General features: G+C 32.8%; 25 protein-coding genes. 15 read left to right on the forward strand and 10 right to left on the reverse strand.

The window, feature by feature from the left end; genetic code table 11:
- The first annotated feature begins 163 nt into the window (after positions 1 to 163).
- From Q5I67_RS09230 to Q5I67_RS09240, 3 genes are read left to right on the forward strand one after another with little or no spacing between them, the layout of a single operon-like run.
- Positions 164 to 505 (forward strand): STAS domain-containing protein, encoded by a 342-nt coding sequence (locus tag Q5I67_RS09230; RefSeq protein ID WP_296899860.1) that lies wholly within the window; start codon positions 164 to 166, stop codon positions 503 to 505.
- A gap of 12 nt (positions 506 to 517) precedes the next feature.
- Positions 518 to 2,614: a glycogen-debranching protein gene (locus Q5I67_RS09235; RefSeq protein WP_302487125.1), complete on the forward strand. Its 2,097-nt coding sequence runs from the start codon at positions 518 to 520 to the stop codon at positions 2,612 to 2,614.
- Between the two features lie 27 nt (positions 2,615 to 2,641).
- Positions 2,642 to 3,016, forward strand: a complete 375-nt coding sequence (locus tag Q5I67_RS09240) for a desulfoferrodoxin family protein (protein ID WP_302487126.1) — start codon at positions 2,642 to 2,644, stop codon at positions 3,014 to 3,016.
- A 50-nt stretch (positions 3,017 to 3,066) separates the two neighbouring features.
- Here Q5I67_RS09240 and Q5I67_RS09245 read toward each other — a convergent pair whose 3' ends face one another.
- The 3 genes from Q5I67_RS09245 to Q5I67_RS09255 form a co-directional block, all read right to left on the reverse strand.
- Positions 3,067 to 4,014, reverse strand: a complete 948-nt coding sequence (locus tag Q5I67_RS09245) for a D-2-hydroxyacid dehydrogenase (RefSeq protein WP_302487127.1) — start codon at positions 4,012 to 4,014, stop codon at positions 3,067 to 3,069.
- A gap of 18 nt (positions 4,015 to 4,032) precedes the next feature.
- Positions 4,033 to 5,337, reverse strand: coding sequence for a M18 family aminopeptidase (locus Q5I67_RS09250; protein ID WP_302487128.1), 1,305 nt, complete (start codon positions 5,335 to 5,337; stop codon positions 4,033 to 4,035).
- A 144-nt stretch (positions 5,338 to 5,481) separates the two neighbouring features.
- A complete protein-coding gene (locus Q5I67_RS09255; RefSeq protein ID WP_115150800.1) occupies positions 5,482 to 6,027 on the reverse strand; it encodes an NADH peroxidase in 546 nt (181 codons plus the stop codon).
- A 365-nt stretch (positions 6,028 to 6,392) separates the two neighbouring features.
- Between Q5I67_RS09255 and agaF the strand changes: the two genes are divergently transcribed.
- The 9 genes from agaF to Q5I67_RS09300 all read left to right on the forward strand — a co-directional run bounded on the left by agaF (position 6,393) and on the right by Q5I67_RS09300 (position 17,703).
- Complete coding sequence (gene agaF / locus Q5I67_RS09260; RefSeq protein ID WP_302487130.1) at positions 6,393 to 6,821, forward strand: PTS galactosamine/N-acetylgalactosamine transporter subunit IIA; 429 nt, start codon at positions 6,393 to 6,395, stop codon at positions 6,819 to 6,821.
- A complete protein-coding gene (gene nagA, locus Q5I67_RS09265) occupies positions 6,814 to 7,968 on the forward strand; it encodes an N-acetylglucosamine-6-phosphate deacetylase (protein WP_302487131.1) in 1,155 nt (384 codons plus the stop codon). The genes agaF and nagA overlap by 8 nt, the downstream gene beginning before the upstream one ends.
- Before the next feature lie 134 nt (positions 7,969 to 8,102).
- Positions 8,103 to 9,056, forward strand: a complete 954-nt coding sequence (locus Q5I67_RS09270) for a YybS family protein (protein WP_302487132.1) — start codon at positions 8,103 to 8,105, stop codon at positions 9,054 to 9,056.
- Between the two features lie 11 nt (positions 9,057 to 9,067).
- Positions 9,068 to 11,077 carry a DHH family phosphoesterase gene (locus Q5I67_RS09275; protein WP_296896081.1) on the forward strand — a complete coding sequence of 670 codons (2,010 nt, stop codon included), beginning with the start codon at positions 9,068 to 9,070 and terminating at the stop codon, positions 11,075 to 11,077.
- On the forward strand, positions 11,049 to 11,492 hold the full coding sequence (gene rplI, locus Q5I67_RS09280; RefSeq protein WP_296923371.1) for a 50S ribosomal protein L9: 444 nt from the start codon (positions 11,049 to 11,051) through the stop codon (positions 11,490 to 11,492). The genes Q5I67_RS09275 and rplI overlap by 29 nt, the downstream gene beginning before the upstream one ends.
- A gap of 9 nt (positions 11,493 to 11,501) precedes the next feature.
- A complete protein-coding gene (gene lonC, locus Q5I67_RS09285; RefSeq protein ID WP_302487133.1) occupies positions 11,502 to 13,475 on the forward strand; it encodes a Lon family ATP-dependent protease in 1,974 nt (657 codons plus the stop codon).
- 19 nt (positions 13,476 to 13,494) lie between these two features.
- Positions 13,495 to 14,832, forward strand: a complete 1,338-nt coding sequence (dnaB, locus tag Q5I67_RS09290) for a replicative DNA helicase (protein WP_296896724.1) — start codon at positions 13,495 to 13,497, stop codon at positions 14,830 to 14,832.
- A 249-nt stretch (positions 14,833 to 15,081) separates the two neighbouring features.
- Positions 15,082 to 16,377 (forward strand): adenylosuccinate lyase, encoded by a 1,296-nt coding sequence (purB, locus tag Q5I67_RS09295; RefSeq protein ID WP_278850170.1) that lies wholly within the window; start codon positions 15,082 to 15,084, stop codon positions 16,375 to 16,377.
- A gap of 42 nt (positions 16,378 to 16,419) precedes the next feature.
- A complete protein-coding gene (locus Q5I67_RS09300) occupies positions 16,420 to 17,703 on the forward strand; it encodes an adenylosuccinate synthase (protein ID WP_204965165.1) in 1,284 nt (427 codons plus the stop codon).
- 93 nt (positions 17,704 to 17,796) lie between these two features.
- On the opposite strand, the gene Q5I67_RS09305 is transcribed toward Q5I67_RS09300, so the two are convergent.
- The 6 genes from Q5I67_RS09305 to Q5I67_RS09330 form a co-directional block, all read right to left on the reverse strand.
- Positions 17,797 to 18,138, reverse strand: coding sequence for a hypothetical protein (locus Q5I67_RS09305; RefSeq protein WP_204921454.1), 342 nt, complete (start codon positions 18,136 to 18,138; stop codon positions 17,797 to 17,799).
- A gap of 689 nt (positions 18,139 to 18,827) precedes the next feature.
- On the reverse strand, positions 18,828 to 19,637 hold the full coding sequence (locus Q5I67_RS09310) for a hypothetical protein (protein ID WP_204921455.1): 810 nt from the start codon (positions 19,635 to 19,637) through the stop codon (positions 18,828 to 18,830).
- An 82-nt stretch (positions 19,638 to 19,719) separates the two neighbouring features.
- Positions 19,720 to 20,550: a hypothetical protein gene (locus Q5I67_RS09315; protein ID WP_302487134.1), complete on the reverse strand. Its 831-nt coding sequence runs from the start codon at positions 20,548 to 20,550 to the stop codon at positions 19,720 to 19,722.
- A 276-nt stretch (positions 20,551 to 20,826) separates the two neighbouring features.
- Positions 20,827 to 21,660, reverse strand: coding sequence for a hypothetical protein (locus tag Q5I67_RS09320; protein ID WP_302487135.1), 834 nt, complete (start codon positions 21,658 to 21,660; stop codon positions 20,827 to 20,829).
- A gap of 67 nt (positions 21,661 to 21,727) precedes the next feature.
- Positions 21,728 to 22,183 carry an amidase domain-containing protein gene (locus Q5I67_RS09325; RefSeq protein WP_278850183.1) on the reverse strand — a complete coding sequence of 152 codons (456 nt, stop codon included), beginning with the start codon at positions 22,181 to 22,183 and terminating at the stop codon, positions 21,728 to 21,730.
- Between the two features lie 96 nt (positions 22,184 to 22,279).
- Positions 22,280 to 22,666, reverse strand: a complete 387-nt coding sequence (locus Q5I67_RS09330; protein WP_204921459.1) for a phage holin family protein — start codon at positions 22,664 to 22,666, stop codon at positions 22,280 to 22,282.
- Positions 22,667 to 22,889: 223 nt separating this feature from the next.
- Here Q5I67_RS09330 and Q5I67_RS09335 point away from each other — a divergent pair, with 223 nt between their 5' ends.
- The 3 genes from Q5I67_RS09335 to Q5I67_RS09345 all read left to right on the forward strand — a co-directional run bounded on the left by Q5I67_RS09335 (position 22,890) and on the right by Q5I67_RS09345 (position 24,943).
- Positions 22,890 to 23,357 carry a sigma-70 family RNA polymerase sigma factor gene (locus Q5I67_RS09335; RefSeq protein ID WP_302487138.1) on the forward strand — a complete coding sequence of 156 codons (468 nt, stop codon included), beginning with the start codon at positions 22,890 to 22,892 and terminating at the stop codon, positions 23,355 to 23,357.
- Positions 23,358 to 23,832: 475 nt separating this feature from the next.
- Positions 23,833 to 24,303, forward strand: coding sequence for a hypothetical protein (locus tag Q5I67_RS09340; RefSeq protein WP_278402144.1), 471 nt, complete (start codon positions 23,833 to 23,835; stop codon positions 24,301 to 24,303).
- Between the two features lie 70 nt (positions 24,304 to 24,373).
- Positions 24,374 to 24,943, forward strand: a complete 570-nt coding sequence (locus Q5I67_RS09345; protein ID WP_302487136.1) for a hypothetical protein — start codon at positions 24,374 to 24,376, stop codon at positions 24,941 to 24,943.
- An 86-nt stretch (positions 24,944 to 25,029) separates the two neighbouring features.
- Here the strand turns inward: Q5I67_RS09345 and Q5I67_RS09350 are convergent.
- Positions 25,030 to 25,571 (reverse strand): YitT family protein (locus Q5I67_RS09350; protein WP_368043396.1); only part of this gene is annotated, 542 nt, incomplete at its 5' end.

The raw sequence follows: 25,571 nt of genomic DNA on the forward strand, positions 1-25,571 counted from the left end.
ATTTTATATTAGTAGGCAGATATCGTTATTTTTTTCCAATTTACAATATATTGCTTGTATAGCTAATATATATATACATTATTAGTATTATTTATATTTTTGTATAGCTAAAATTTATTATAATATTATTTTTATTTATAGTCATTAGGAGGTATTTACTATATTGGAAACTCGCACTAATCAAAAGGAAAAACTTCACATTATAGCAATAAAGGGTAAATTAGATATATCTACAGCTCAACAAGCTAAAATTGAAATTTTAGATAAAATGACTTCTGGTGACAATATTATAATCGATATGTCTGGTTGTAATTATATTTCTAATTATGGCCTCTATTTACTTTCTAATATTGCCAACAAAGCTAAATTATTAAACATAAAAGCTATTTTTGTTTCCATAATTGATAAAATATCAGAAATATTTGACTTAACAGGTCTAACAGATACAATTGAACTTGCTCCTTCAATTGATGATGCTATAAAAAAATATGCTCTGATACATTAATGAGGTGTTATCATGCAATTAGATATTCTGCCTACTGATACGTTTAAGCAATTTAAAATTAGACGTGGTTTTTTTCGTTTAAATGGTGCTTCTATCGTCCCTGGTGGAGTCAATTTCTGTATATACTCCGCAGGTGCCACAAATTGTGAATTAGTACTATTTAAAGATAGAGCACCAAAACCATTTGCGATAATTCCTTATCCTGAAAATTATCGCGTCGGCAATGTTTTTGCCATGATTGTACTTGATTTAGATTATGAAAATATAGAATATGGTTTTCGCATTGATGGAAAATATAATAAAGCAACTGGTGATATATATGACCGTCATAAAATTTTATTAGATCCTTATGCAAAAATGATTTCTGGACGTAATGAATGGGGAGTATTGCCAGATAAAAATAATATTTTTCAATATCGTTCTAAAGTCGTAATCAGTGATTTTGAACTTGATTCTGATCTACCTCAAAAAGCTGATCATGGAGACTTAATAATCTATGAAGCTCATTTACGAGGTTTTACACGTCATAAATCATCTAAGGTAAAACATCCAGGAACTTATGCTGGATTTATTGAAAAAATTCCCTATCTTAAAGAGTTAGGAATTAATGCTGTTGAATTTTTACCGATCTTTGAATTCGATGAAAATGAAGATGTCATCAATGACAATATTCGCTATGATAGCAAAGGTAATAGACTTTTAAATTATTGGGGTTATAACCCAATATCTTTTTTTGCTCCTAAAGCAGGTTATGCTGCTAGCGGCAAATATTCCATGCAAAATTATGAATTTAAAAATCTAATTAAGGAATTACATAAAAACAATATCAAAGTCATTCTTGATGTAGTTTTTAATCATACTGCCGAAGGAGACGATCGTGGTCCTTATATATCTTTTAAGGGTATCGATAATAAAGCTTACTATATCTTAGGGCCAAATGGAGAATATTATAATTTTAGTGGTTGCGGCAATACATTGAATTGCAATAACCCTATAGTCCGTCAAATGATTTTAAATTGTCTACGCCATTGGACAGCTGAATATCATATTGACGGTTTTCGTTTTGATTTAGCTTCTATTTTAGGACGCAATCAAGATGGTTCTCCTATGAGCAATCCACCTCTTTTAGAACTATTGACTTTTGATCCATTACTCAATAATACAATTTTAATTGCTGAAGCATGGGATGCTGGTGGACTCTATCAAGTAGGTACATTCCCAGCTTATGGTAAATGGTCTGAGTGGAATGGTCACTATCGTGATGATGTACGCCATTTCTTAAAAGGTGATCTGGGTTTTGCACAAGCTATAGTAAATCGCATTACAGGTTCTGAAGATATATACAATCCTTCGAATAGGGGAAATTATGCTTCCATCAACTTCATTACTTGTCATGATGGTTTCACTTTATGGGATTTATTCTCCTATAATGAAAAACATAATGAAGAAAACGGTTGGAATAACACTGACGGTAGTAATGATAATATCAGCTGGAATTGTGGTGTTGAAGGAGAAACAACCGATCCTGAAATTTTAGCCTTACGTAGAAAAATGGTACGCAATGCTGCAACAATCTTATTCTGTAGTATTGGTATACCAATGCTTTTGGCTGGCGATGAATTCTGCAATTCCCAATTCGGCAATAATAATGCTTACTGCCAAGATAATGAAACTTCATGGTTAAATTGGAACCAATTACAAGAAAATCATGATATGTTCTTGTTCTTCAAACAGTTAATTGCGTTTAGAAAAGAACACCCTCTTTTCCGTCGTGCTTCTGAGGGTACACCTAAAAATTATCCTGCTGTAAGCTTACACGGTATCAATCCATGGCAATTCGATTCATCTCATGGCAATCGTGTTGTCTGTATCATGTTAACAGGCAAAACAGAAGATGGAAAAGATGATTTTATTTATATCGCTATTAATGCTCACTGGGAAAATCATCGCATTAATTTGCCATCACTACCACATGATACGCCTTGGCAATTAATCATCAATACAGAATTTGATGATAAAGCATTTATTAAACCTCAAAATCGACCTAAAATTTATCAACAAAATGTATTAAATGCTAGGTCTGTATCTGTATATAATGCTATAATATAGTTATTATATATTTGAGGAGGGATTTTTATGTCTCAAAAATTTTATATTTGTTCCCACTGTGGAAATATCATCGCTTTTGTCAAAGATAAAGGTGTACCTATCATCTGCTGTGGTGAAAAAATGCAAGAAATTATTCCTGGTACTACTGATGCTGCTGTTGAAAAACACGTTCCTGTGATTTCCCAAGAAGGCAATATCGTCACTGTTACCGTAGGCTCTGTTGAACATCCTATGCTTCCAGAACATTATATTGAATGGATTTCACTTGAAACAAATAAAGGCAATCAACGTAAAGTACTACAACCAAACACTCCTCCAACAGCTCAATTTGCTCTTTTAGATGGTGAAGAAGTAATTACAGCTTATGCTTATTGCAATCTTCACAGCCTTTGGAAAGCTTAATATAAAAAACAAAGCCACTCATTATTTATCATCATAATGAGTGGCTATTTTTATTTTTTATATCCAGTTTCAAAATCGACAATATTTTTTAATTCTTCACCATCTATCAAAGCATGTAAATTATCTTTAGCGATATTCACTATATTATCTAATGTCTTTGCTAAATGATATTGACCTGCTGTATGCGGTGTAATATGCAGATTTTTTGTCTGCCATAAAGCACTTGTTTGTGGTAATGGCTCTATCTGCGTTACATCAATAGCAGCTCCTGCTAAATGATTTGAATTTAAAGCTTCTATTAAATCATCTTCAACTACGGCACTTCCACGACCTGCATTAATAAAGAATGCACCTTTTTTCATCAAAGCGAATTTTTCTTTATCAAAAATCTGATAAGTCGCTTTTGTTCCCGGCAATACAGTAGCTACTATATCAACTTTAGGTAAATACTCATCTAATTTATCTAGACTAACTAATTCATCCACATAGTCTGGTTTTTCACCTAGACGACGCTTAATGCCGATAACCTTTGCTCCTAGAGCTTTTACTCGTTTAGCAAAACAACTTCCTATATCACCTAAGCCTACGACTAAAATAGTAGAATCAAAAATAGAAGTTACTTCTCCTTCATCTTTCCATAGAGATTGTTTTTGATTATCGTGATAACTATATAATTTTTTCTGCATAGCCATCAATACAGCAAGCATATATTCAGATAAAGCCAAACCATATGCCCCTGTAGCATTAGTCAATATAGTCTGCATTGGCAAAACACCTTTTTCACAATATCCATCAGTACCTGCACTATTTAATTGCAACCATCTTAAATTTTTAGCCTCTTTCAATAGATTCGGCTTAATATTGCCAATAATTGCCTCTACATTTTCCACTAATTCTTTTGCTGGATTACGTTCATAAATAAATTCTACTTGAGGAAAATTTTGAGCCATTAATGCTTTATGCTTATCTTTAAATGGCATCACTACTAAAACTCTCATCTATTTCACCTCTATATTTTAATAAAAACCTTCAAAAAACACTCTAACTAATTTTTCTAAAGATTTCTGGTCATCTTTCCCCATAGTTTCACGTGCTGAATGCATAGCTAAAATAGGAATACCTACATCTAATGTTCTCATAGTCAACAAAGCAGAAGCCATGGAGCCTATAGTTGATCCGCCCGGAATATCTGAATTATTTACATACATCTGATAATTTATCTTATATTTTTCACATAAAGCTCTTACGATAGCAATAGCTTCAGCATCTCCTGCATATGATTGACTAGCTGCCATTTTTATAGCCAAACCTCTATTTAATATTGGTTTATTAGTCAAATCATTTTTTTCTACATAATTAGGGTGCATAGCATGAGCTACATCTATGGATAACATAAAACTCTTTGCTAAATCTGCCAAAAATGCTTGTCTAGTATAACCAAATGCCATATAAATGCGTTCAATTACATTTGCCAAAACATTAGAAGCTCCGCCTTGTTTTGTTCTACTGCCCACTTCTTCATTATCGAATAAAACAGCTATATCTAAACCTACCTTGCGTTTATCAGCAATAATTCCTTCAATACAAGCTTTAACAGAAGTTATATTATCTAGTCTAGGTGCTGTCACTAATTCACCGGCAAAACCTAAATAATACGGAGTTTCCACCTGATATACAGTTAAATCATAACTCAAAATATCCTCTTGAGCACAGGATAATTCTTCAGCTAATAATTTAATTAATTTACTATTATCATTTACTAATTCATCTTCATTATTATTTTCAGTTTGCATAAAAGCTAAAGGCAACATTTCCTTTTGTTTACTTATACTTTTGCCTGAATTAATACTTCTATCCATATGAATAGCAAGATTGGGAATAATCATCAATGGTCGTTTAAAATCTACAAATTTTACATCTGGATGATAACAATCTTGACCTTTCAAAACGACTTTTCCCGCTATGGATAATGGTCTATCAAACCATGTATTTAAAATCATACCACCATAAATTTCTACATTTAATTTGCCATAGTCATTTTGCATGATATCAGCACTAGGTTTTATCTTTAAACAAGGGAAATCTGTATGGCTAACAGCTATTTTCATGCCTTCACGCAAATTTTGATGAGGAATAAATGCAATCAATGTTGAATCATATATCTTAGTAAAATACTTTTTATCTGCTTTTAACTGCCAATCTTCACTAAAATCGACTTCTTCAAAGCCATTTTTAATTAAATATGATTGTGCATTTAAAACTGTATGAAATGATGATGTTGAATTGTTAATAAAATTAAATAATGAACCTGTGTAACTCATAAAATCAATCCTCAAAAAAATTTAATAAAAATTCTATTAAATTTATTATACTAATATAAATTTATAACATTCAATAATTATTTATAAAAATAAAAAAGAGTATGGCTTACACCATACTCTTTTAATAATCCTATCTATATCAAATTATTTACCGAAATAACGTTTTAAAAGACCATTGAAGCCACAACCATGACGAGCTTCGTCTTTAGCCATTTCATGAACTGTATCATGAACTGCATCTAAGCCAAGTTCTTTAGCTAAAGTAGCAAGTTCTTTTTTACCAGCACATGCACCATGTTCAGCAGCAACACGGAGTTCAAGATTTTTCTTAGTGCTATCAGTTACAACTTCACCGAGAAGTTCAGCAAATTTTGCAGCATGTTCTGCTTCTTCGAAAGCATAACGTTTGTAAGCATCAGCGATTTCAGGATAACCTTCACGTTCAGCAACACGGCTCATAGCGAGATACATACCAACTTCTGTGCATTCGCCAGTGAAGTTCTGCTGTAAACCTTCGATAATACGAGGATCAGCACCTTTTGCTACACCTACGCGATGTTCATCAGCGAATACTAAATCACCGGACTGTTCTACAAATTTATCTGCTGGTGCTTTACAAATTGGGCACTGTTCTGGTGCACTTTCACCTTCATATACATAACCACAAATACTGCAAACCCATTTTTTCATTATAAATTCCTCCAATACTTAGATATATACATATTTAAATAAAATTGATAATTTCTAAATTCCTTATCAATATTGTTTGTTCCTTATGTGTATATTATATGATTATCTTTCCAATAAATCAAATACCAAAAAATAGTTATTATCTCTTATTATCTCTTATTTTCTCCATAATCCTTCATTATTCTATGTTTTACTAACTAAAATTTATTTTTTATAGCTTTTTTTTAGTTTTTAATAATTATTATCAATTACTCTTTTTATATAAAAAATATATTAAATAAACTGTAGTTATATTTATTTTATGATACAATTAGTATACAAAGATTTTAAAATTTGAGGATATTCACTCTAAGGAGGTTTTTTTGTTGATAGGTATTATAGTTACAGGTCACGGTAACTTCGCATCTGGCCTAGCTTCATCTATTGAAGTTATTGCTGGCAAACAAGAAAAATTTGAAGCGATTGATTTTCCTATCGGCTCTACAAATACAGATTTAGCTAAGCAATTACAAGAAGCAGTAGACCGTTTAGATTGTTCTGATATTATTTTCTGTACAGATATCGCCGGTGGCACACCTTTTAATCAAAGCGTTATTTTATCCACACATCTACCAAATAGTAAGGTCATTAGTGGTACTAATGTTCCTGTGCTATTAGAAGCACTCTTTAGTAGAACTAACCAAACAGCTTTAAGCTTATCTGAAATTTTAGTTGATAGTCATCAGTCTAGAATTCAAGTATTCCAATCTCGTTCCCAAAATAAAAAAAATCGAGGAAGTGTTCTTAATGACTAAAATTGCTATTAAGGCCCAAAAAATTTTTACTGCCGATTTTATCGAAAGCGATAACTATCTAATTATTGAAGACAATAAATTTGCTGGTTTCCTTTCTCAAGAAATGGTGGAAAAAGAAAATATTCCTGTAAAAGAATACAATGATTCCTTCATCATTCCTGGTCTCATTGATACTCACATTCATGGTGCAGTAGGTAATGATACTATGGATGCTACCCCAGAGGCTTTAAAAAGTATAGGAGACTATCTTTTGACTCAAGGTACAACTACATGGATGCCAACTACAGTAACAGCACCACTTGAAGACATCTATAAAGCGATTGCCAATGTAGCTGAATGTAAAGACACATTAAATAGTGCCCGCATTCTTGGTATGTTCATCGAAGGACCTTATATCACCAGCAAACACAAAGGGGCTCATCCTGAAGAACATATTCGCCCATTAAATAAAGAAGAAATCGAAAAAATGGCTGAATATAACACTGTAAAATCCATTATCATCGCTCCTGAAAAAGAAGATGCTCCTAAATTTACAAAATGGATAACACAAGATTTAAAAATAAAAGTTTCCTTAGGTCATAGCAGTGCAAACTACGAAGAAGCTTGTGCATGTTTTGATATGGGTGCTGATGCTGGTGTTCATACTTATTGTGCTATGGAACAACTTCATCATCGCAATCCTAATTTATTAGGTGCTATCATGACTCGCAACGATGTATATGCAGAGCTTATCGCTGATGGTATCCATGTTTCTTTGCCAGCTATGAAAATTCTCTTACAAAACAAACCAAAAGATAAGGCTTTACTTGTAAGTGATGCAATTCAAGGCACTGGTTTAAAAGATGGTCGCTATATGCTTGGTACATTACCATTTAATGTAAAAGATGGTATTGCTCGCATTGATAGTGGTAATCTCGCTGGCAGTACAACAACTCTTTTAAAAGAAGTACGTCGTTTAATTTTAGAATTACATGAAAATCCAATAAATGCTATCAATATGGCTTCATTAAATCCAGCAAAACGCTTTGGCGTTGACGATGAATTAGGAAGTATTGCTATGGGCAAAAAAGCCGATTTTCTCATAGTTACTCCAGATTATGAAATCAAAGAAACTTGGCTCGATGGAAAATGTGTATTTAAAGCTTAATAATTAACGAAAACACTTTCTAATTTTTATATTAGAAAGTGTTTTTAGTTTTTGCAGTAATATAGTTTTTATATTATAATTAAGAATTAAGGTTTATCAATTATTAAACTAATTCTTAATGAAAGGATTTTCTTATGAAAAATACTAAGCTACGACCTTTAACTGAAAGTAGCCTGTTAACTGCCATAACGGTAATCATTGCCATGGCAGGAATTTATATACCTTTTATTATTTTATTTTGGACTTTACCTATTACAATTATCACAGCCAAACATAATCTTAATTATGGTATATTTAGTGTTTTAATTGCTAGTATTTTATTGTGTATATTCTTAACACCCGTTACAGCAATACCACTAATCTTAGGTTCGGCTCCATTAGCTTTAACTTTAGGTTTCGGCTATAATCATTGTTGGTCAGCTGTAAAAATTTTTACTACATCTTTTGTAGCTTCTATTTTGGGTGTATGTTTATTTCTAATATGTACATTTTACCTCACAGGTATCAATTTATTCGTAGATCAATTAGATGCTTTTAAAACAGCTATGCTCGATACAAATGAAATCTTTAATTCTATGGGCGTAACTTCTGAAGCTATGATTGATGCCCAAAGGCAAACTCAACATCTAGTAGACACCCTTGCTCTTGTTTTGCCTATGATTTTTATTTTAAATGCAGTAATAAAATTAGTGATCAATTATATTGCTAGTTCTTTTTTATTAAAACGATTAGGAACTACAAATATAAATTCTTTACCACCATTTAGTTTATGGCGTTTTCCTAAAATTTTTATCTATATTTATGCATTTTCTTTAATTGGCATGTATTGGGGCGATACTCGCAGTATTACACTACTTTATCAAGTTGCTTTAAATACTTATTTATGTGCTAATGTCTTAGGTTTAGTGCAAGGTTTATCTGTCATTAGATTTTTCTATAAATTAAAGAAATGGCCAACCGCTGTTTGGATTTTCATCATCGTTATGTTATGTCTAAACATGGTAATTGCTCAAATCATTGCTCTTGCTGGTTTCTTTGATATGATTTTTGATTATCGAAAAAAGTTTAGAAATAGCAATGATGTTTAGGAGGTAATTTTATGCCTAATAAATTATCCACTTGGATTGATATATGTGTTGCTTTAATTAGCTCTTTAATATTATTAGTCATATTATTTCAATACAATTGGTATATATTTAGTGGCGGTGTTGTTTTATGGATATGTTTATTTTTCTATTTAAAAGAACGCAGTATTGAACGACGAAAAAATTTAAAAGCTTACTATGAAAATGTCATCAAAAATGTAAATGAATTATCTAACTTTGCTCTAGAACAATTACCTCAAGTAATTATGGTTATCAATAAGGATTTACGTCTAGAATGGTATAACCATGAATTAGAACGCTGGCTCAATGAACCACCGGAAATAGGCTCATTCATAACTGATATCTGGCCAAACATTCCTATTGATAATATCTGGAATCGCAGAGGTCAATATATATTTTCTCAAGATAACAAGTTTTATATGGTAATCTATCGTCCTGTCAACAATGATGATGATTCACCTCTAATGACTTTATATATCTATGATATTTCAGAACATGAACGTTTCAAGCTCGATACAGCTATGCGTACTATGGTCTTTGGCTATATCCAAATAGATAATTATGACGACGTTATGCAAGGGCTAAGTGAAGCTCAACGTACATCTATTTTATTTGAAGTCAATAGTCTTTTGGATAAATGGTCTCACTCATTAGGCGGTTTACTTCGCCGTATCTCTGATGATATGTATGTAATCATCTTAGAACGTCATGCACTTGATTTAGCAGTCAGTGAAAAATTTGATATCTTAGATAAAGTACGTAATCTCCATGGAGATAATAAATTTCCAGTTACTTTAAGTATCGGTCTAATCCAAAGTAGACCAAAAACCTCTATGGAAGAACTTGGTGCACTTGCTCAATCTCATCTAGATTTAGTATTAGGTAGAGGTGGTGACCAAGTAGCTGTAGATTTAGATGGCAAAGTTCAATTTTTCGGTGGTAAAGCTAAAGCTGTAGAAAAACATACTCGTGTAAAAGCTCGCGTTGTCGCTCATGCTGTTTTTGAACGCATGGAAGCTGCTGATATAGTGTTTGTCATGGGGCATTTAAATGAAGATTTTGATAGCTTAGGCTCAGCTATCGGTGTATCTCGTATGGCTCGCCAAATGGGAAAACCCGTATATATCATATTAAGTGATATGAATGAAGGTGTAGACAAATTAATCAATCTTTGTAAGACTGATAAGGATTTTGAAAATCTCTTTATCACCCAAAAAGAAGCTCTAGCCATGACAGCTTTAAATCCTGTATTATTTGTTGTTGATACACATATACCACATTTAGTAGCTAGTCCTGATTTATTACAATCAATAAATAATGTCATTGTAATCGACCATCATCGCCGTTCGGAAAATGTAATTAAAAATGCACTTTTAATCTATATTGAACCATACTCTTCTTCTACAAGCGAATTGGTAACTGAATTATTGATGTACTTTAACGAAAATATTAAGTTATCACGTTTAGAAGCTACTGCTCTTTATTCTGGTATCGTTGTTGATACGAAGAATTTCCGCGTCAATACTGGTGTTCGTACATTTGATGCTGTATCTCATCTGCGTCGTTGTGGTGCAGATCCTGAAGCAGTCCATTATTTATTCCGCACAGATTATGAAACAAATCTTGCTGAATGTACAGCTATCGCTAATTCAAACTTCTATCAAGAGGGCTTAGTCGTAGCTGTATGCCCTGATAATACAGCTAATATTCAAGCTGTATCCGGAAAAATAGCTGATGATTTATTGCGTATTGAAAATGTGCGTGTAAGCATCGTATTTTTCAAATTAAGAGACGGTGTCATTGGTGTAAGTGCTCGCTCTACTGGGGAAATCAATGTTCAAGTCATCATGGAACAATTCGGTGGTGGCGGTCATCAAAATGTGGCTGGTTCACAGATAAAAAATAGACCATTAAAAGAATTAAAACAAGATGTAGTAAATACTACATTGTCATATATGAAAGAGGCTGATAAGAATGAAAGTAATAATGTTGCAAGATCTTAAAAAAGTTGGTAAAAAAGGCGATATCGTAGAAGTTGCTGAAGGATATGGTAGAAATTTCCTCATCGCTAAAAAATATGCAGTAGAAGCAACTAAACAAAATATAAATGTAGCTCAAGCTCAAAAAAAATCTGCTGAACGCAAAAAACAACAAGCTAGTGATGAAGCTCGTTTGATGGCTGCCCAATTATCTCAAGTAGAAATCACTATTCCTGTACGCGTTGGTGAAGGAAGCCGTTTATTTGGTTCAGTTACAAGTAAAGATGTTGCTTTAACACTCAAAGAAAAACATAATATCGACATTGATAAACGCAAAATTGATATAAAAAATATAACTTGTCTTGGCGATTATACTGCAACAATTAAAGTGCATCCTGAAATAACAAGTACAATAACTGTACATGTTGTAGAAAAATAAGAGGCAATTATGAGTATATTTTCTCGTTTTTTCAAATCTAAAAAAAAATCTAGAACAACTAAGGCTGCTGTAAAATTACAGCAGCCTGCTATTTCTATAGACAAAAATACTGATGATGTACAAAAAATTGATATTGAACCTATAGATCATGATATAAATGCTCTATATGATATCTTAGTTGATATCGAAGGTGCTGACCAACTTGTATTAAAAGCTGGCAAATTAGAAGCTTTATCCTTAATACGCTCAACCATTCGCAATGAACGTGTCCTAGGATTGCAAAAAATAGTTTATGAAAATCCTACATTGGATAAAATACCTACTAATGATGAAATGCCTATACTCTTAAAAGAAATGACAGATTACTTAGCTAATATCATGGCTCGTCGTTCTTTTGAAGATGAATTAGAAAAACGCATTGCTTTAAAGATGGAAGAAAACCATCAGGATTATATCAACGATGTAAAAAAACAAATTCTTAAAGAAGAAAGTTCTGCTAAAGAGTCTACTCAATCATTAGAAAAATTAAAAGACTTAGAAGCCAAAAATAAAATTCATTTAACAAAATCCATCATGGAATTATTAAGACCACAGGATTTATCAGAAATCATTGGACAAGAACGTGCTATCAAAGCCCTAAAAGCCAAACTTAGCTCTCCTTATCCACAACATTTAATACTTTATGGCCCTCCGGGTGTTGGTAAAACTACAGCTGCTAGATTAGTGTTACAAGAAGCATGTCTACAGCCACATACGCCATTTAATACCGATGCACCATTTGTTGAAACAGATGGTACTACGCTTCGCTACGATCCACGAGGTATAACCAATCCTCTACTTGGCTCTGTTCATGATCCTATTTATCAAGGTGCACGTAGAGATTTAGCTGATAGTGGCATCCCCGAACCTAAACCTGGACTTGTCACTGACGCTCATGGCGGTATTTTATTCATCGATGAGATCGGTGAACTTGATGATATGTTACAAAATGAATTATTAAAAGTTCTCGAAGATAAACGTGCCTATTTTGACTCAGCTTATTTTGAGCCAAATGACCCCAATGTACCTGAATATATCAAAAAATTATTCACTGAGGGTGCTCCTGCTGATTTTGTTTTAATCGGTGCTACTACACGTGATAATTATTATCTAAATCCAGCACTTCGTTCTCGCTGTGCGGAAATATATTTTGAACCATTGACACCGAAACATATTGAAACAATTGTATTAAATGCCGCTAATAAATTAAATGCTAAATTAGATGATAATGTGGCTAAGATCATCAGTGAATATACTATCGAAGGCCGTAAAGCTATCAATATCTTAGCTGATGCTTATAGCAATGCCCTTGCTCGTCAACAAAATGATATGAATAATATATCAATCACTGCAGAAGATATCTACACTGTAGCTCAAGTAAGTCGCTTAACGCCATTTGTCACTAAAAAAGCATCTGCTACCAGTGAAATCGGAAAAATTTTTGGCTTAGGTGTTGCTGGTTTTATCGGTTCTGTCATTGAAATCGAAGCTATAGCTTTTAAAGCGAATGAAAAAGGCAAGGGAACCATTCGTTTTAATCAAACAGCAGGCTCTATGGCTCAAGATTCTGTCTTCAATGCTGCCGCAGTCGTTCGCAAACTCACAAATGAAGATATCCACGATTATGATATTCACATCAATATAATCGGTGGAGGCAATATCGATGGGCCGTCTGCTGGAACAGCTATATTGATAGCATTGATTTCAGCCATCACCCAAAAACCAATTCACCAAGATGTCGCTATTACTGGTGAAATATCCATTCAAGGACTAGTCCGCCCTGTAGGTGGTGTCTTTGAAAAAGCTTACGGTGCCAGTCAAGCTGGCATAAAAACTCTTATTATTCCTGAAGAAAATGCTAAAGATATCCCGTCTGACTTACATGGTTTGAAAGTCTATCCTGTTAAAACAGCCAAAGAAGCTTTAGCATTAGCATTAAATTAAAGCCTGTGAGGTGATCATTTTGATAGACAGAGTACCTCCTCAAAATATCGAAGCTGAGCAAGCAGTCCTAGGTGCTATGCTCATCTCCAAAGAAGCTATCGCTGAATCTGCTCAGATTTTAAATCCGCAAGATTTTTATCGTGAAGCTCACCGCATTGTTTTTGAGGCAATGCTTGATTTATCTAATCGCAATCAAGCAGTAGATAATTTAACTGTCATCGAACAATTAAATAAAACAAATCAATTGGAAAAAGTCGGCGGGATTGCATTCGTTACAGCCCTTGCCAACACTGTTCCTACAGCTGCTAATGTAGTTTTTTACGCTAAAATAGTCAAAGAAAAAGCTCTTATGAGACATCTCATCAATACAGCCACAGCTATCGCTGCTATGGGTTATGAAGGTGCCGAAGATGCAGATACCATCATGGATAAAGCTGAAAAAATGATTTTAGAAATCGCTTCCAACCGTAAAACTGGTGATTTCACACCTATCAATCAAATCGTCATTGACACTTTCAGCAAGATCGAAAGCCTATATGAATCTAAAGGTGGGTTAACTGGTTTATCTACTGGATTTAAAGATTTAGATAAATTAACTGCAGGACTTCAACCTTCTGATTTAATCTTAGTCGCAGCTAGACCTAGTATGGGGAAAACAGCATTTACCCTAAACATAGCCTCGCATGTAGCTTTAAAAGAAAATAAACCTGTAGCTTTTTTCTCTCTTGAAATGTCCAAAGAACAGTTAATGCAACGTATGCTTTGTGCTGAAGGACTAGTCGAGTCCCAGCGATTACGTGTCGGTGATTTAGATGAACAGGATTGGCAAAAACTAATCGCTGCCGCTGATAAATTTTCTAAAGCACCACTTTATATTGATGATACTCCTGGTATCAGCATCATGGAACTACGCTCCAAAGCTCGTCGACTTCAACAAGAAAAAGGTTTAAGCTTAGTATTAATTGACTATTTACAGTTAATGCAAGGTAGAGCAAATAAAAATGGCGACAATCGTCAACAAGAAATCTCAGAGATTTCTCGTTCTTTAAAATCTCTAGCTCGTGAACTCAATGTTCCTGTAATCGCACTTTCTCAGCTATCTCGTAGTGTAGAATCTCGTCAAATCAAAAAACCAATGCTCAGTGACCTTCGTGAATCAGGCTCTCTAGAACAAGATGCCGATATCGTTATGTTTTTATATCGTGAAGATTATTACAATGCTGAAACAGAAAATAAGAATATAACCGATGTTATTGTCGCTAAACATCGTAATGGCCCTGTAGATACAGTTCAATTGTTCTTTCACAAAGAGTTTACAAAATTTGCTGATTTACTTCGTACACAAGATAATATTTAATAAAAAACAAGCTATATTGATGTTAACATTGATATAGCTTTTTGTTATGTCTAGCCTCCATTGTAAACTTATAATCCCCATTTTCATTGACACTAAAGTACATAAAATGCTATTATATGAAGGTAAAAGCTACATATAGATTTTACAAATAAAACTCAAATCTTGGACATATATTGTCTATTTGGGTTCTTTTTGCTGTTATCAGTGGAAAAATTATGCTGGTTTTAAATATGAGGAGGAAATTTTTAAATGATTGAACGCTATACCAATCCTGAAATGGGAAGAATTTGGACTCTCCAACATGAATTTGAAGTAATGCTTGAAGTTGAAATTACAGCTTGTGAAGCTATGGCTGAACTTGGTCAAATTCCAGTAGAAGCTGCTAAAAATATTCGTGAAAAAGCACAGTTTAACTTAGAACGCGTTAAAGAAATTGAAAAAGTTACTAATCATGATATTATCGCATTTTTAACTAACGTTGCTGAATACGTTGGCGAAGATTCTAAATATATCCATAAAGGATTAACTTCCAGCGACGTAAAAGATACAGCACTCGGCATTATGATGAAAAAATCTGCTGAGCTTATTTTAGAAGACCTCAAAAATTTACGTGATGTTTTAAAACGTCAAGCTAAAAAATATAAACATACAGTTTGCATCGGTCGTACTCATGGTATCCATGCAGAACCAATGACTCTCGGTTTAAAATTCGCTTTATGGTACGATGAAGTTTGCCGTGATATTGAACGTGTTGAACACGCTAAAAAAATCGTTGCTGTTGGTAAACTCTCCGGTGCTGTAGGAACTTATTCCAATATTGACCCTCGTATTGAAGAAATCACTTGCAAAAAACTTGGCATTGAACCTGTAAAACTTGCAACACAAGTTATTCAGCGTGATCGCCATGCAGAATATATGACTACTCTTGCTATCGTAGCTAGCACATTTGAAAAAATCGCTACAGAATTACGTAACCTTCAACGTACAGATATCCGTGAAGTTGAAGAATACTTCCAGCCAGGTCAAAAAGGCTCTTCCGCTATGCCTCATAAACGTAATCCTATCACTGGTGAACGTATCTCTGGTATGGCTCGCCTTGTTCGTGGTAACGCTATTGCAGCTATGGAAGATATCACTCTTTGGCATGAACGCGATATTTCCCATTCTTCCGTTGAACGCGTAATTTTACCAGACAGCACTATCAACGTTGATTATTGCTGCCGTAAATTAACAAATCTTTTAGATAAACTTCTCGTTTATCCAGAAGCTATGATGGAAAATCTTAACAAAACTGGCGGTCTTATTTTCAGCCAACGCATCATGCTCGCAGTTGTAAGCAAAGGCGTACTTCGTGAAGATGCTTACAAATGGGTTCAAAGAAATGCTATGGCTAGATGGCTCAAAGGCGAAGATTTCCGTACAAATGTAGAAAAAGACCCAGATATCACAAAATATCTCACTAAAGAAGAAATCGACAACTGCTTCGATTACAAATGGTTCTTACGCAATGTAGACATGATTATGGCTCGTTTCGGTATTGAATAAGCAGTTAATATTAAACTTGAGTAATAGAGAGGAAGTTTTCTTATGTCAACAGTTGTTGTAACTGGTACCCAATGGGGTGATGAAGGTAAAGGTAAAATCGTAGACTATTTAGCAGAAAAAGCTGATATAGTTGTACGTTATCAAGGTGGTAGTAATGCAGGTCATACTGTTACAGTAGACGGCAAAGAATTTAAACAAAGACTCATGCCATCTGGTATGCTCTATGATAATAAAATCTGTGTGATTGCAAATGGTGTAGCTTTTGACCCTGAAGTAATCCTTCAAGAAATGGAAGCTCTAAAAAAAGATGGTTACTCTGTTGACGGATTACGTATCTCTAATCGTGCTCACGTTGTAATGCCTTATCATCGTCTCATGGACGGTCTTGAAGAAGAAAACAAAGGCGAATTAAAAATCGGTACTACAAAACGTGGTATTGGCCCATGTTATATGGACCGTGATAACCGTATTGGTATTCGTGTTTGTGATTTAATCGATGAAGAAACATTCAGTGAAAAATTAAAAACAGCTCTCGATGTTAAAAATCGTGAACTTGTAAAACTCTATGGTAAAGAACCATTAAACTACGAAGACATTCGCACTGAATATCTCGGTTATGCTGAAAAACTAAAAAAATATGTAATCGATACATCTGCATTCTTAAATAAAGAAATCAATGCTGGTAAAAAAGTAATGTTCGAAGGTGCTCAAGCTACTATGCTTGATATCGATCATGGTACTTATCCATATGTTACAGCTTCTCATCCAACAGCAGGTGGCGTTTGCTCTGGTGCTGGTGTAGGCCCTAACAAAATCGATAAAGTAGTAGGTATCGTAAAAGCATATTGCACTCGCGTTGGTGAAGGTCCATTCCCAACTGAACAGCTCAACGAAATCGGCGATAAAATCCGTGATTGTGGTCATGAATATGGCACAGTTACAGGTCGTCCTCGTCGTACTGGCTGGCTTGATGCTTGCGTAGTTCGCTATGCAGGTTACCTCAGCGGTATTGATTATATGGCAGTTACTCGCCTTGATATCCTCGATACTTTCGATGAAATCAAAATGTGTGTGGCTTATAAATACAATGGTGAAATCTTAGATGAAATGCCTGCAAGCTTAAAAGTTCTTGCAAATGTAGAACCAGTTTATGAAACATTCGCTGGTTGGAAAACAGACATTTCCGGCATCAGAAAATATGAAGATTTACCAGAAAATGCACGTAAATATTTAGAAAGAATGGCACAGGTTACAGGTATTGGTCTTGGATTTGTTTCCGTAGGTCCAAACCGTGACCAGACAATCATTCTTCATGATGTATTCTAATTGACTTACAGAAAAACCCGAAGATAAAACTCTTCGGGTTTTTTTATTTTTATTGTGCACACTAATATAGAATATTTAGCTATAAATCAACGCTTATTTATAACTATAACTAATATTTTTAGCTTTATATGTTGGATATGAAGATCCCGGCATATATCCCACATATTCATAAACAGTTGTAGTAGTTAATATATTAGCATTATGCATTTCCATTCTATGCAATGTATCTTCTAATACATTTGCACTCGCTTGCAATAAATCAAGAAGCGAAGTTGCTAATACTACTGGCGGTTTATCTTTAAAAATATAACCTATCAAGTTATTAGCTACTAAAAAAATTGTTGAACTTGTTACATCTAACAAAGTTTCAGCCTCATCAAAAACACTAAGTAATTCATCTTTAGTCGTTTCTGTAGTAAACATAAGATCATCCATAATAAATATCTCCTTAAACTTATTTTGTAACCGATTACATTTATATAGAGTATTATTTCTCTTTATTTTTAAACCTAAATACTTTATTTAATTTTTTTATTTCTGAAGATACATTTATATTAACTATTATTGTTATCATCAAAACTATTATTTGTATACAAATCCATAATGGATATATATTGACAAATACATTATAAGTTAAATGATATGTTTTTACTGTTATATATACAAGTACGCAAAAATTTAAACATGTATCTACTAAAAGTAACTTTCCAAACAGATAAACGGTTTTTTTATAATCTATACTTAAGGCATTTTCATACTTATCACTAAAAATCATAAGTTTTCTATAAAAAAACAATAATATCTTACTACACTTACTTTTTGTAAAAATTGTAAAACTTATTCCTGATATAAAACTAAATAAAAGAAAAAAATATATACCTATCATAAATATTTCTAATGAATGATAGGTATAATATATTATTATCATTAATAAAATTATCACTGATGTTATAATGTATCGTATCATTTCAATCCCCTTCAATAATAAATTATTACACAAAAAATTTGATATAAAATCGATATATATTTTTAAACTATATTAAACATATATTATCATAAAACTTTATTTTCTTACTATTAAGCTTATCTGCATAATACTAGCCACAATCTTGTCTCCCCATTTTTTACCATGATATTCCTAAATCAACAGCATTAAAATATCTCCACCAATCAGGTTGCTGTTTAAAACCTGAATAAGCATTCGTTAATTGTACCCAACCTTGTAATTCATCCGTTTTTTTCAGATATAACCAGACATCTGCATTTCTGCGAGGATAATTTATAACATAATATTTACGGTCAACATATACCATATCTACAATAGCTCTCGGGTTCCCGTCATAATCGTATTTAGAAAAATAACCTTCATATACAGCATAAATATAATCATTAAAATTATTATCCATATCAGGAGTTTTCACTCCTTTTGACGGCAATTTTATAAATTCATTATTATACCAGGCTATCGCAGCTCCTGTTGGTTCCTTATAAATAATATAAATAAAATCTCCTGTTTTTGGCGTATTTTCCTTTATTTTATACTCATACGTTTCTTTAATTGGCGATATGATTTCTGTTTTTCCCATACGTGGATAAATGTAAGCTTTTGCCTTAACAACAGGAATTAACATATCTGATGATAAATACGGATTTGCCATATCTTTCGCTTTCTCATCAGCTAAAATCTTTCCTACTACAGCACTATTTAAAGACGGTTCCTTATATAAAATAACATCTTTCTTTATAATTACTGATGGAGATTTTGTCCAATCAATATTTATCCCTGCGTATTTTACATCATCCGTTTCAATCACAAGCGGCGGCAATTCATCATTAGTCTGAGCATTTGCTACATTAAAACTCAGCAATATACCGAAACATAACAGCATAACCAACTTCTTAAACATATAATCACAGCCTTTCTTTTTCATCATAAATAGAATTTCTACTATCATTATACTACCTATAAAAAAAGAACAACCCTGAAAATTCAAGGTTGTTCTTTTCATTATAAAATTAAGCACGGATAACACCGATAATAAAAGGTGCTGTGGATACAGCTGTTAATGCTGTAAAGAAACTTACCGAAACAGATTGTCCATTTTCTATCGTTCCTAAATCTATCATTTCCATTAAATTCTTTGCAGTATCAATCCTTCTTCCCGGATAAGCAAATACCCCATCAAGTGAAACAAATGGATAAATTGCCCCACCTGTACTCGACATAACAACCTTGAAATTACCGACACTACCAGTATTATTGGTAAAATTAAGTCTTACGTCCATTTGTACGCCGTAATTTCCGGCTAATCCTTTAACTGTAATCTGCCCGGAAGAATCCGTCATCTGAATTAAATCTTTTCCATCAAAAGAATCTCCATCATTACTTGTATCGGTTGTTTTATCTTTACCAAAAGAAACAACTTTTGCCTTATTCTGTTCATCTGAACTCATTGATAAATTCAATGTAAATGTTTCATAAAAACCAGCTCCTACACCTCTATGCGGATCTGATTTTGCTCCTGTAACACTTGCTTGTGCCGGTTCTGTAGCATTTCCAGATTTAGCTTCATCAACATAAGCCAAATCAAAGAAAGTAACTGCCGCAGGATTGCCTTGTTTATCTGCAATTGATACTCTGCTGATAACTCCGAAATTACAGTGTGCTGGTATCTGTCTGCTAAAAATATTAGCATATTCATAAGGATGAAGTGTAATTTTTACCGGATTGTTAGCAGCTGTAAGATAATCTCGCCAAGCGTATACATCAGAAACCCAGTTTGCATCAATTGTCGTCCCGATATTTGTGAAATTTAATTCAATATCAAAATCATTTGGATTATACATCAAAATAAGCGATGTTATCGTTCCTTCGTATTCATTTCTGTGCCAAGTATATATCTGACCATTGCCCTTGACCGTTTCACGGCAAAAATACTTTCCGCTATCAGCAAAGTCCTTATAATATACACTTTCCGGATTATTTGAATAAAATAAAAACTCATTTGTATTTACTGCACAACTAATTTTATTTTTCTTTTCTTCGTCTGTAGGATATATTAATTCTAAATTATATTCACCAAACTTATCTACTATTTTAGCCATATAAATTCACTCCTAAAGTTAATTTTTCATTACCCAATAACTATAATAAAAAGATAAATCAAAACTTTCCCTATCGTCCACACTAGGTTGTCTCCACCATATCTGCTTATATGTTTTTGAACCTAAATGTGCATCAAGAAATTGTACCCAACCTCTCGTTACTTTATCCGGTAATTCCACATAAAGCCATATATCGGCATTACGTCTAAATTCTGTTCCGTCTACTAATGTCCATGTATTCATTGGCGTATGCGGGTTATCATTCGGATATTCTATATACAATTCAAAATCAGCTTCTGTATCCTGTTTATTTGTATATCCTTCATATTCAGCATATTTACCTTCCCCATCACTATCAGAATACGGTGCAGGCATTTTTATATTATGCGTTTCTGTTGGCATAAAGAAAGTATCTTTATACCAAATAGTATTTTCTCCATAAATATTATGAGATATCAAATACATAACATCCCCTGGTTTTAAAATTTTTTTATTACCAAACTCATCTACCAAAGTCATATCCTTGATTATTTTAGTTTTTCCCATACGCGGATAAATATAGGCTTTCGCTCCTATAATTGAAACTTTATCATTTCGCTGCATTGTTCCTACTACAGGGCTATTCGGTGAAGGTTCTTTATGAATAGCCGTTTCCTGTCGTGCCGTTATAGTCGGGTTCTTATCCAACTTCAACATTATCCCTGCGTATTTTACATCATCCGTTTCAATTACAAGCGGCGGCAATTCATCACTAGCCTGAGCACTTACCACGCTGAAACTTAACAAAATACCGAAACATAATAGCATAACTAATTTCCTAAACATACAATCACAGCCTTTCTTTTTCATCATAAATAGAATTCCTATTATCATTATATTCTCTATATATTAGAAAATGATGAAAAACTGTATTCATATTTCAATTTTTTACACAGATAAAGCGAATTTCTTTTGTATTATCTTCACTTAATTTATGTTCCGGACAATTCGGGCTATGCTGTACATAATATATCTCGCCGTTTTTTATTTCCGTGATAATTGCCAATTTATACCAAATATCAGCATTATTTCTAAATTGAATTAAATCTCCAATTTGAACTGAATTTTTATCTCGGCAAATTCGGGCAACAGGTTTATTTTCATCAGAATAATAGACTGAATATTTCGTCATATATCGCACGAACTTTTTCATATCTGTCCATGACTTTGTATGATTTTTGCGATTTTGCCAGTACCAGCCGCCGTTTTGTTTAATTCCGCCCATATACCAGCATTGCGATACAAAATTTGTACCGTCCTGCATGAAAAACCAGAAATCATCTTCTGAACCGATATTGGGTACAAGAGCATAATTCAACGCATATTCCACTGCTATTTTTCTATCTAATACATCGGCACTGCACCTCCCAAATTTTCTTTGTAACCGATTACATTTATATAGAGTATTTCTTCTAACCGAATTTAAACCTACTCATTTATTTTTATTTTGAATACGCTCCAATATTTTCTTCAATATATTCGGCAAAGATATATTCATGGTTACAGCATTTTCTAAAATATTTAATCCTTCACTGCCGATAAAAAAACAGATTGTTACATTTCTTATATTCATATCCTCACCGATTATAATGTCCAATTCATGTGCAAGTATTATAAGCAGCAATATATACAACTTTTTTATTAATCTCTTTTTAATATTATCATCATCAAATTTTAATGTATCTTTACTATAGTATGTTATAAATAAAATAGTGATAAAATCTATAACCATTATCACTACCAATGCAATAATAAATTTATCTAACACACCAAATAATAATATAAATATCTTACTTAAATAATCTATATTTATAGTCATAAGTCATCCTCCAATTCATATTAAGACTATAAATATAGATTTTTTTATGCTCGAATATTTAAACCTCAAAATCTGAAAAAATTTTTTATTGCCACGGTTTAAAATCCACATATCAAACAACTCTTTATGTATGACAGGAAGTGTTATACATGGATAAACATATATTTGAGTTGATTGATACTATCCAAAAAGGCAATAAAGAAAAATAACGGATATTCTAACCATCTTTCAAGGTCAAATTAAATCTTACAGCAGAAAAGCTCAATCTGAAGATATACAGCAGGACTTATATATTTTCCTAATCCATCTTATTAATACAATATCTTTAGATAAAATGAATAACACTAATGACAAAACCTTGATTTCATATATATCACATAGCATTAAATTTAAGTTCTATAAATACTTTAAACAGCAATATAATCAATCTAACACTGAACTTAATTTTCTTGATGAAATAAATTATGAAGAAAATCCTGCCAACTGTGTATCAGAAAACGTGATATTCAGTGATTTGGAATTTCTAAATCTGTTAAAAGACTTAACTGCCAAAGAAAAAACTGTCATCATTCTAAAATACAAATATGGATTTTCCACAAGTGAAATTGCCAAGAAAAATAAGGTTTCAGTTCAAGCAGTATACAAACTAGAAAAACATGCTCTAAACAAACTAAGAAAATTATTGCCTTAAAACAAAATGCCAATCCCTGCAAAATATATTAATCAGTGATTGGCATTTTGTTTTAATTTGACAATTTAATAATCTTATGCAAAGATATATGTGAATTATAGGAATTATGGATTTTTAGGGAGGTAATTACTTTGAAGCTGTTAAAAACCTTATTATCACTTCATTTTTTAAGCGGTGTCATTCTTATTTTCTGTTTTCCTGCACTTTATTCATTCTCTATTCCTCCACATGAAAAAAATCTCTATCAACTATTGTTTTTATCAATTCCTTTAATCTATATACTTTTTCCCGTGAACAAACTGTTTAAATCATCAAAAATAATCTATACAAAAATACTGGCAAGCATTATCTATTTATTTACTTCGGCAATCCTATTCATAATTCATGGGGCATACTCTGCATAATATGTTTGACTGTAAGCATTTTATTTTTATATCTGCCGCATAAAACAAGCAGGAATATTTATCTCAAACCCTTGTTTCAAGTTATGTTATGTATGATTTTCCTCGGTATGTCCGCTTTTAATATGATAATTCCTTCAACTATCTTCACTATCAGATTTATAGAAGCTCATCAATTCTATACTTCCTATGTCGATATAATCCCTACTATAAAATACGCTATCACTACACAAAACGGCTATGATGAGAAACTTGCCGAACATATGCCAGAAAAAATTTTTAAACAGCTCAATCAAAAAACACAATATCCTGAATTAGACCATTTCTCTGCATTTGAATTAATGGAATTATCTCAAACACAGGACAAAGACGATACGAGAATTATTTATGTAGATACCCGTACAACATTTCATTTAAAAGACAAAGACAATAATGACCTTAACGGTGGATGGGGCTACCAGCAGTTTACTGTCCTAATAGAAAATAATACATGGTATCTTATTCGATATGACGATCCAATATCTACCGATTGGAGATATAAATAAAAAACAGTTCCGATAAAATCAAAACCGCTTTATTTTGCCTTATATTTCATTAGATTGGAGGAGTTTATCTATGAAAAAATTTCTAATGTTTTTCTGTTTTCTTTTGCTAATGCCTATCAATTCTGCTTTTGCTCAAACAGATAAAAACGTATATATTTATAAACCGCTTCCTAATAATCCGCCTTTTCATTATATCTATGACGATATTATGCACAATGATTTCAATTTGGATTGGAATGATGATTTAATAAAAATAAATCAGCTGTACAATCTTAAATACTACGGCTATAAAGGCAGATATTACGAATCATACGTTTTGCTTCCAACAGAAAAATATTCGCCTGATGAATCGTTTATTATTTTATATATGTATAACAACAAATTATATAAAGCCGCCCTGTTTTTTAATAAAAAACTTAATTCAGATAAACAGCAGTATGCAAATTTCACGAAATATTATCTTCTAAAACGCGCTATGACAAAAAATTTTGGTAAACCGACTGCTGTAACAAATGACGGCAAACTGACCGTATGGCAGGGCACGGCGGTTGATGAAATTTCTGTACAGGATATCATCGACGGCGTTCCTGCATTCTATGAAAAATACTTTAACTATTTGTATGAAACACATCAAATATAATATTTGCCTTATTTTTTATTACATCTTATGGCATACGATAAAAAAGACCTATAAAGCTGTTCATTCAACTTCATAGGTCTTTTATTTTATTCAGCCTGAGTGCTTATTTTATTTATTCTATTCACTCTGCACTGCTGTCTTAATTTACCGATACGTTTTATTCTTATCTTCAACAACGTATTCATGAAGAATTTAACGAGAATACCGGTGGATAATGCTGAAACAAGTGTTCCTTCTCGTATTCCTTCAATAGTGCCAAAATAATATAATGATAATCCACCAGCTATAGCAACGAGTGACCAATCAAAAATAACCTTTATCTTGCCAAAGTCTAATTTCCAATGAGTAGCAATCGCATTCACTAAACCTTCACCAGGAAGCATAACCACACGTCCTAATAATTGACATGTAACACCTATTCCCATACAGATACAACCGATTAACAATACTAAAATATGTTGATAATAAGCTTGAGGATGGAGCCAACTAAATATATACATAAATAAATCAATAAAAGCACAGAAAATAAAGGTCATTGGCACTTTTGACATACTCCCCATGCCTAAATGCAGGGGATTCTTGGATACAAACGATACTTGCCTACTAAAATAGCAGGTCTTACTATATC

The sequence above is a fragment of the uncultured Megamonas sp. genome, from assembly GCF_958438645.1.
Lineage (GTDB): Bacteria > Bacillota > Negativicutes > Selenomonadales > Selenomonadaceae > Megamonas.

What these genes read in the sequence shown, in the direction of transcription:
- Q5I67_RS09235 (WP_302487125.1), top strand. Translation starts at nt 518, where the DNA reads ATGCAATTAGATATTCTGCCTACTGATACGTTTAAGCAATTTAAAATT.
- Q5I67_RS09240 (WP_302487126.1), top strand. Translation starts at nt 2,642, where the DNA reads ATGTCTCAAAAATTTTATATTTGTTCCCACTGTGGAAATATCATCGCT.
- Q5I67_RS09245 (WP_302487127.1), bottom strand. Translation starts at nt 4,014, where the DNA reads ATGAGAGTTTTAGTAGTGATGCCATTTAAAGATAAGCATAAAGCATTA.
- Q5I67_RS09250 (WP_302487128.1), bottom strand. Translation starts at nt 5,337, where the DNA reads ATGAGTTACACAGGTTCATTATTTAATTTTATTAACAATTCAACATCA.
- Q5I67_RS09255 (WP_115150800.1), bottom strand. Translation starts at nt 6,027, where the DNA reads ATGAAAAAATGGGTTTGCAGTATTTGTGGTTATGTATATGAAGGTGAA.
- nagA (WP_302487131.1), top strand. Translation starts at nt 6,814, where the DNA reads ATGACTAAAATTGCTATTAAGGCCCAAAAAATTTTTACTGCCGATTTT.
- Q5I67_RS09270 (WP_302487132.1), top strand. Translation starts at nt 8,103, where the DNA reads ATGAAAAATACTAAGCTACGACCTTTAACTGAAAGTAGCCTGTTAACT.
- Q5I67_RS09275 (WP_296896081.1), top strand. Translation starts at nt 9,068, where the DNA reads ATGCCTAATAAATTATCCACTTGGATTGATATATGTGTTGCTTTAATT.
- rplI (WP_296923371.1), top strand. Translation starts at nt 11,049, where the DNA reads ATGAAAGTAATAATGTTGCAAGATCTTAAAAAAGTTGGTAAAAAAGGC.
- lonC (WP_302487133.1), top strand. Translation starts at nt 11,502, where the DNA reads ATGAGTATATTTTCTCGTTTTTTCAAATCTAAAAAAAAATCTAGAACA.
- purB (WP_278850170.1), top strand. Translation starts at nt 15,082, where the DNA reads ATGATTGAACGCTATACCAATCCTGAAATGGGAAGAATTTGGACTCTC.
- Q5I67_RS09300 (WP_204965165.1), top strand. Translation starts at nt 16,420, where the DNA reads ATGTCAACAGTTGTTGTAACTGGTACCCAATGGGGTGATGAAGGTAAA.
- Q5I67_RS09305 (WP_204921454.1), bottom strand. Translation starts at nt 18,138, where the DNA reads ATGGATGATCTTATGTTTACTACAGAAACGACTAAAGATGAATTACTT.
- Q5I67_RS09310 (WP_204921455.1), bottom strand. Translation starts at nt 19,637, where the DNA reads ATGATGAAAAAGAAAGGCTGTGATTATATGTTTAAGAAGTTGGTTATG.
- Q5I67_RS09315 (WP_302487134.1), bottom strand. Translation starts at nt 20,550, where the DNA reads ATGTATAATCCAAATGATTTTGATATTGAATTAAATTTCACAAATATC.
- Q5I67_RS09320 (WP_302487135.1), bottom strand. Translation starts at nt 21,660, where the DNA reads ATGATGAAAAAGAAAGGCTGTGATTGTATGTTTAGGAAATTAGTTATG.
- Q5I67_RS09330 (WP_204921459.1), bottom strand. Translation starts at nt 22,666, where the DNA reads ATGACTATAAATATAGATTATTTAAGTAAGATATTTATATTATTATTT.
- Q5I67_RS09345 (WP_302487136.1), top strand. Translation starts at nt 24,374, where the DNA reads ATGAAAAAATTTCTAATGTTTTTCTGTTTTCTTTTGCTAATGCCTATC.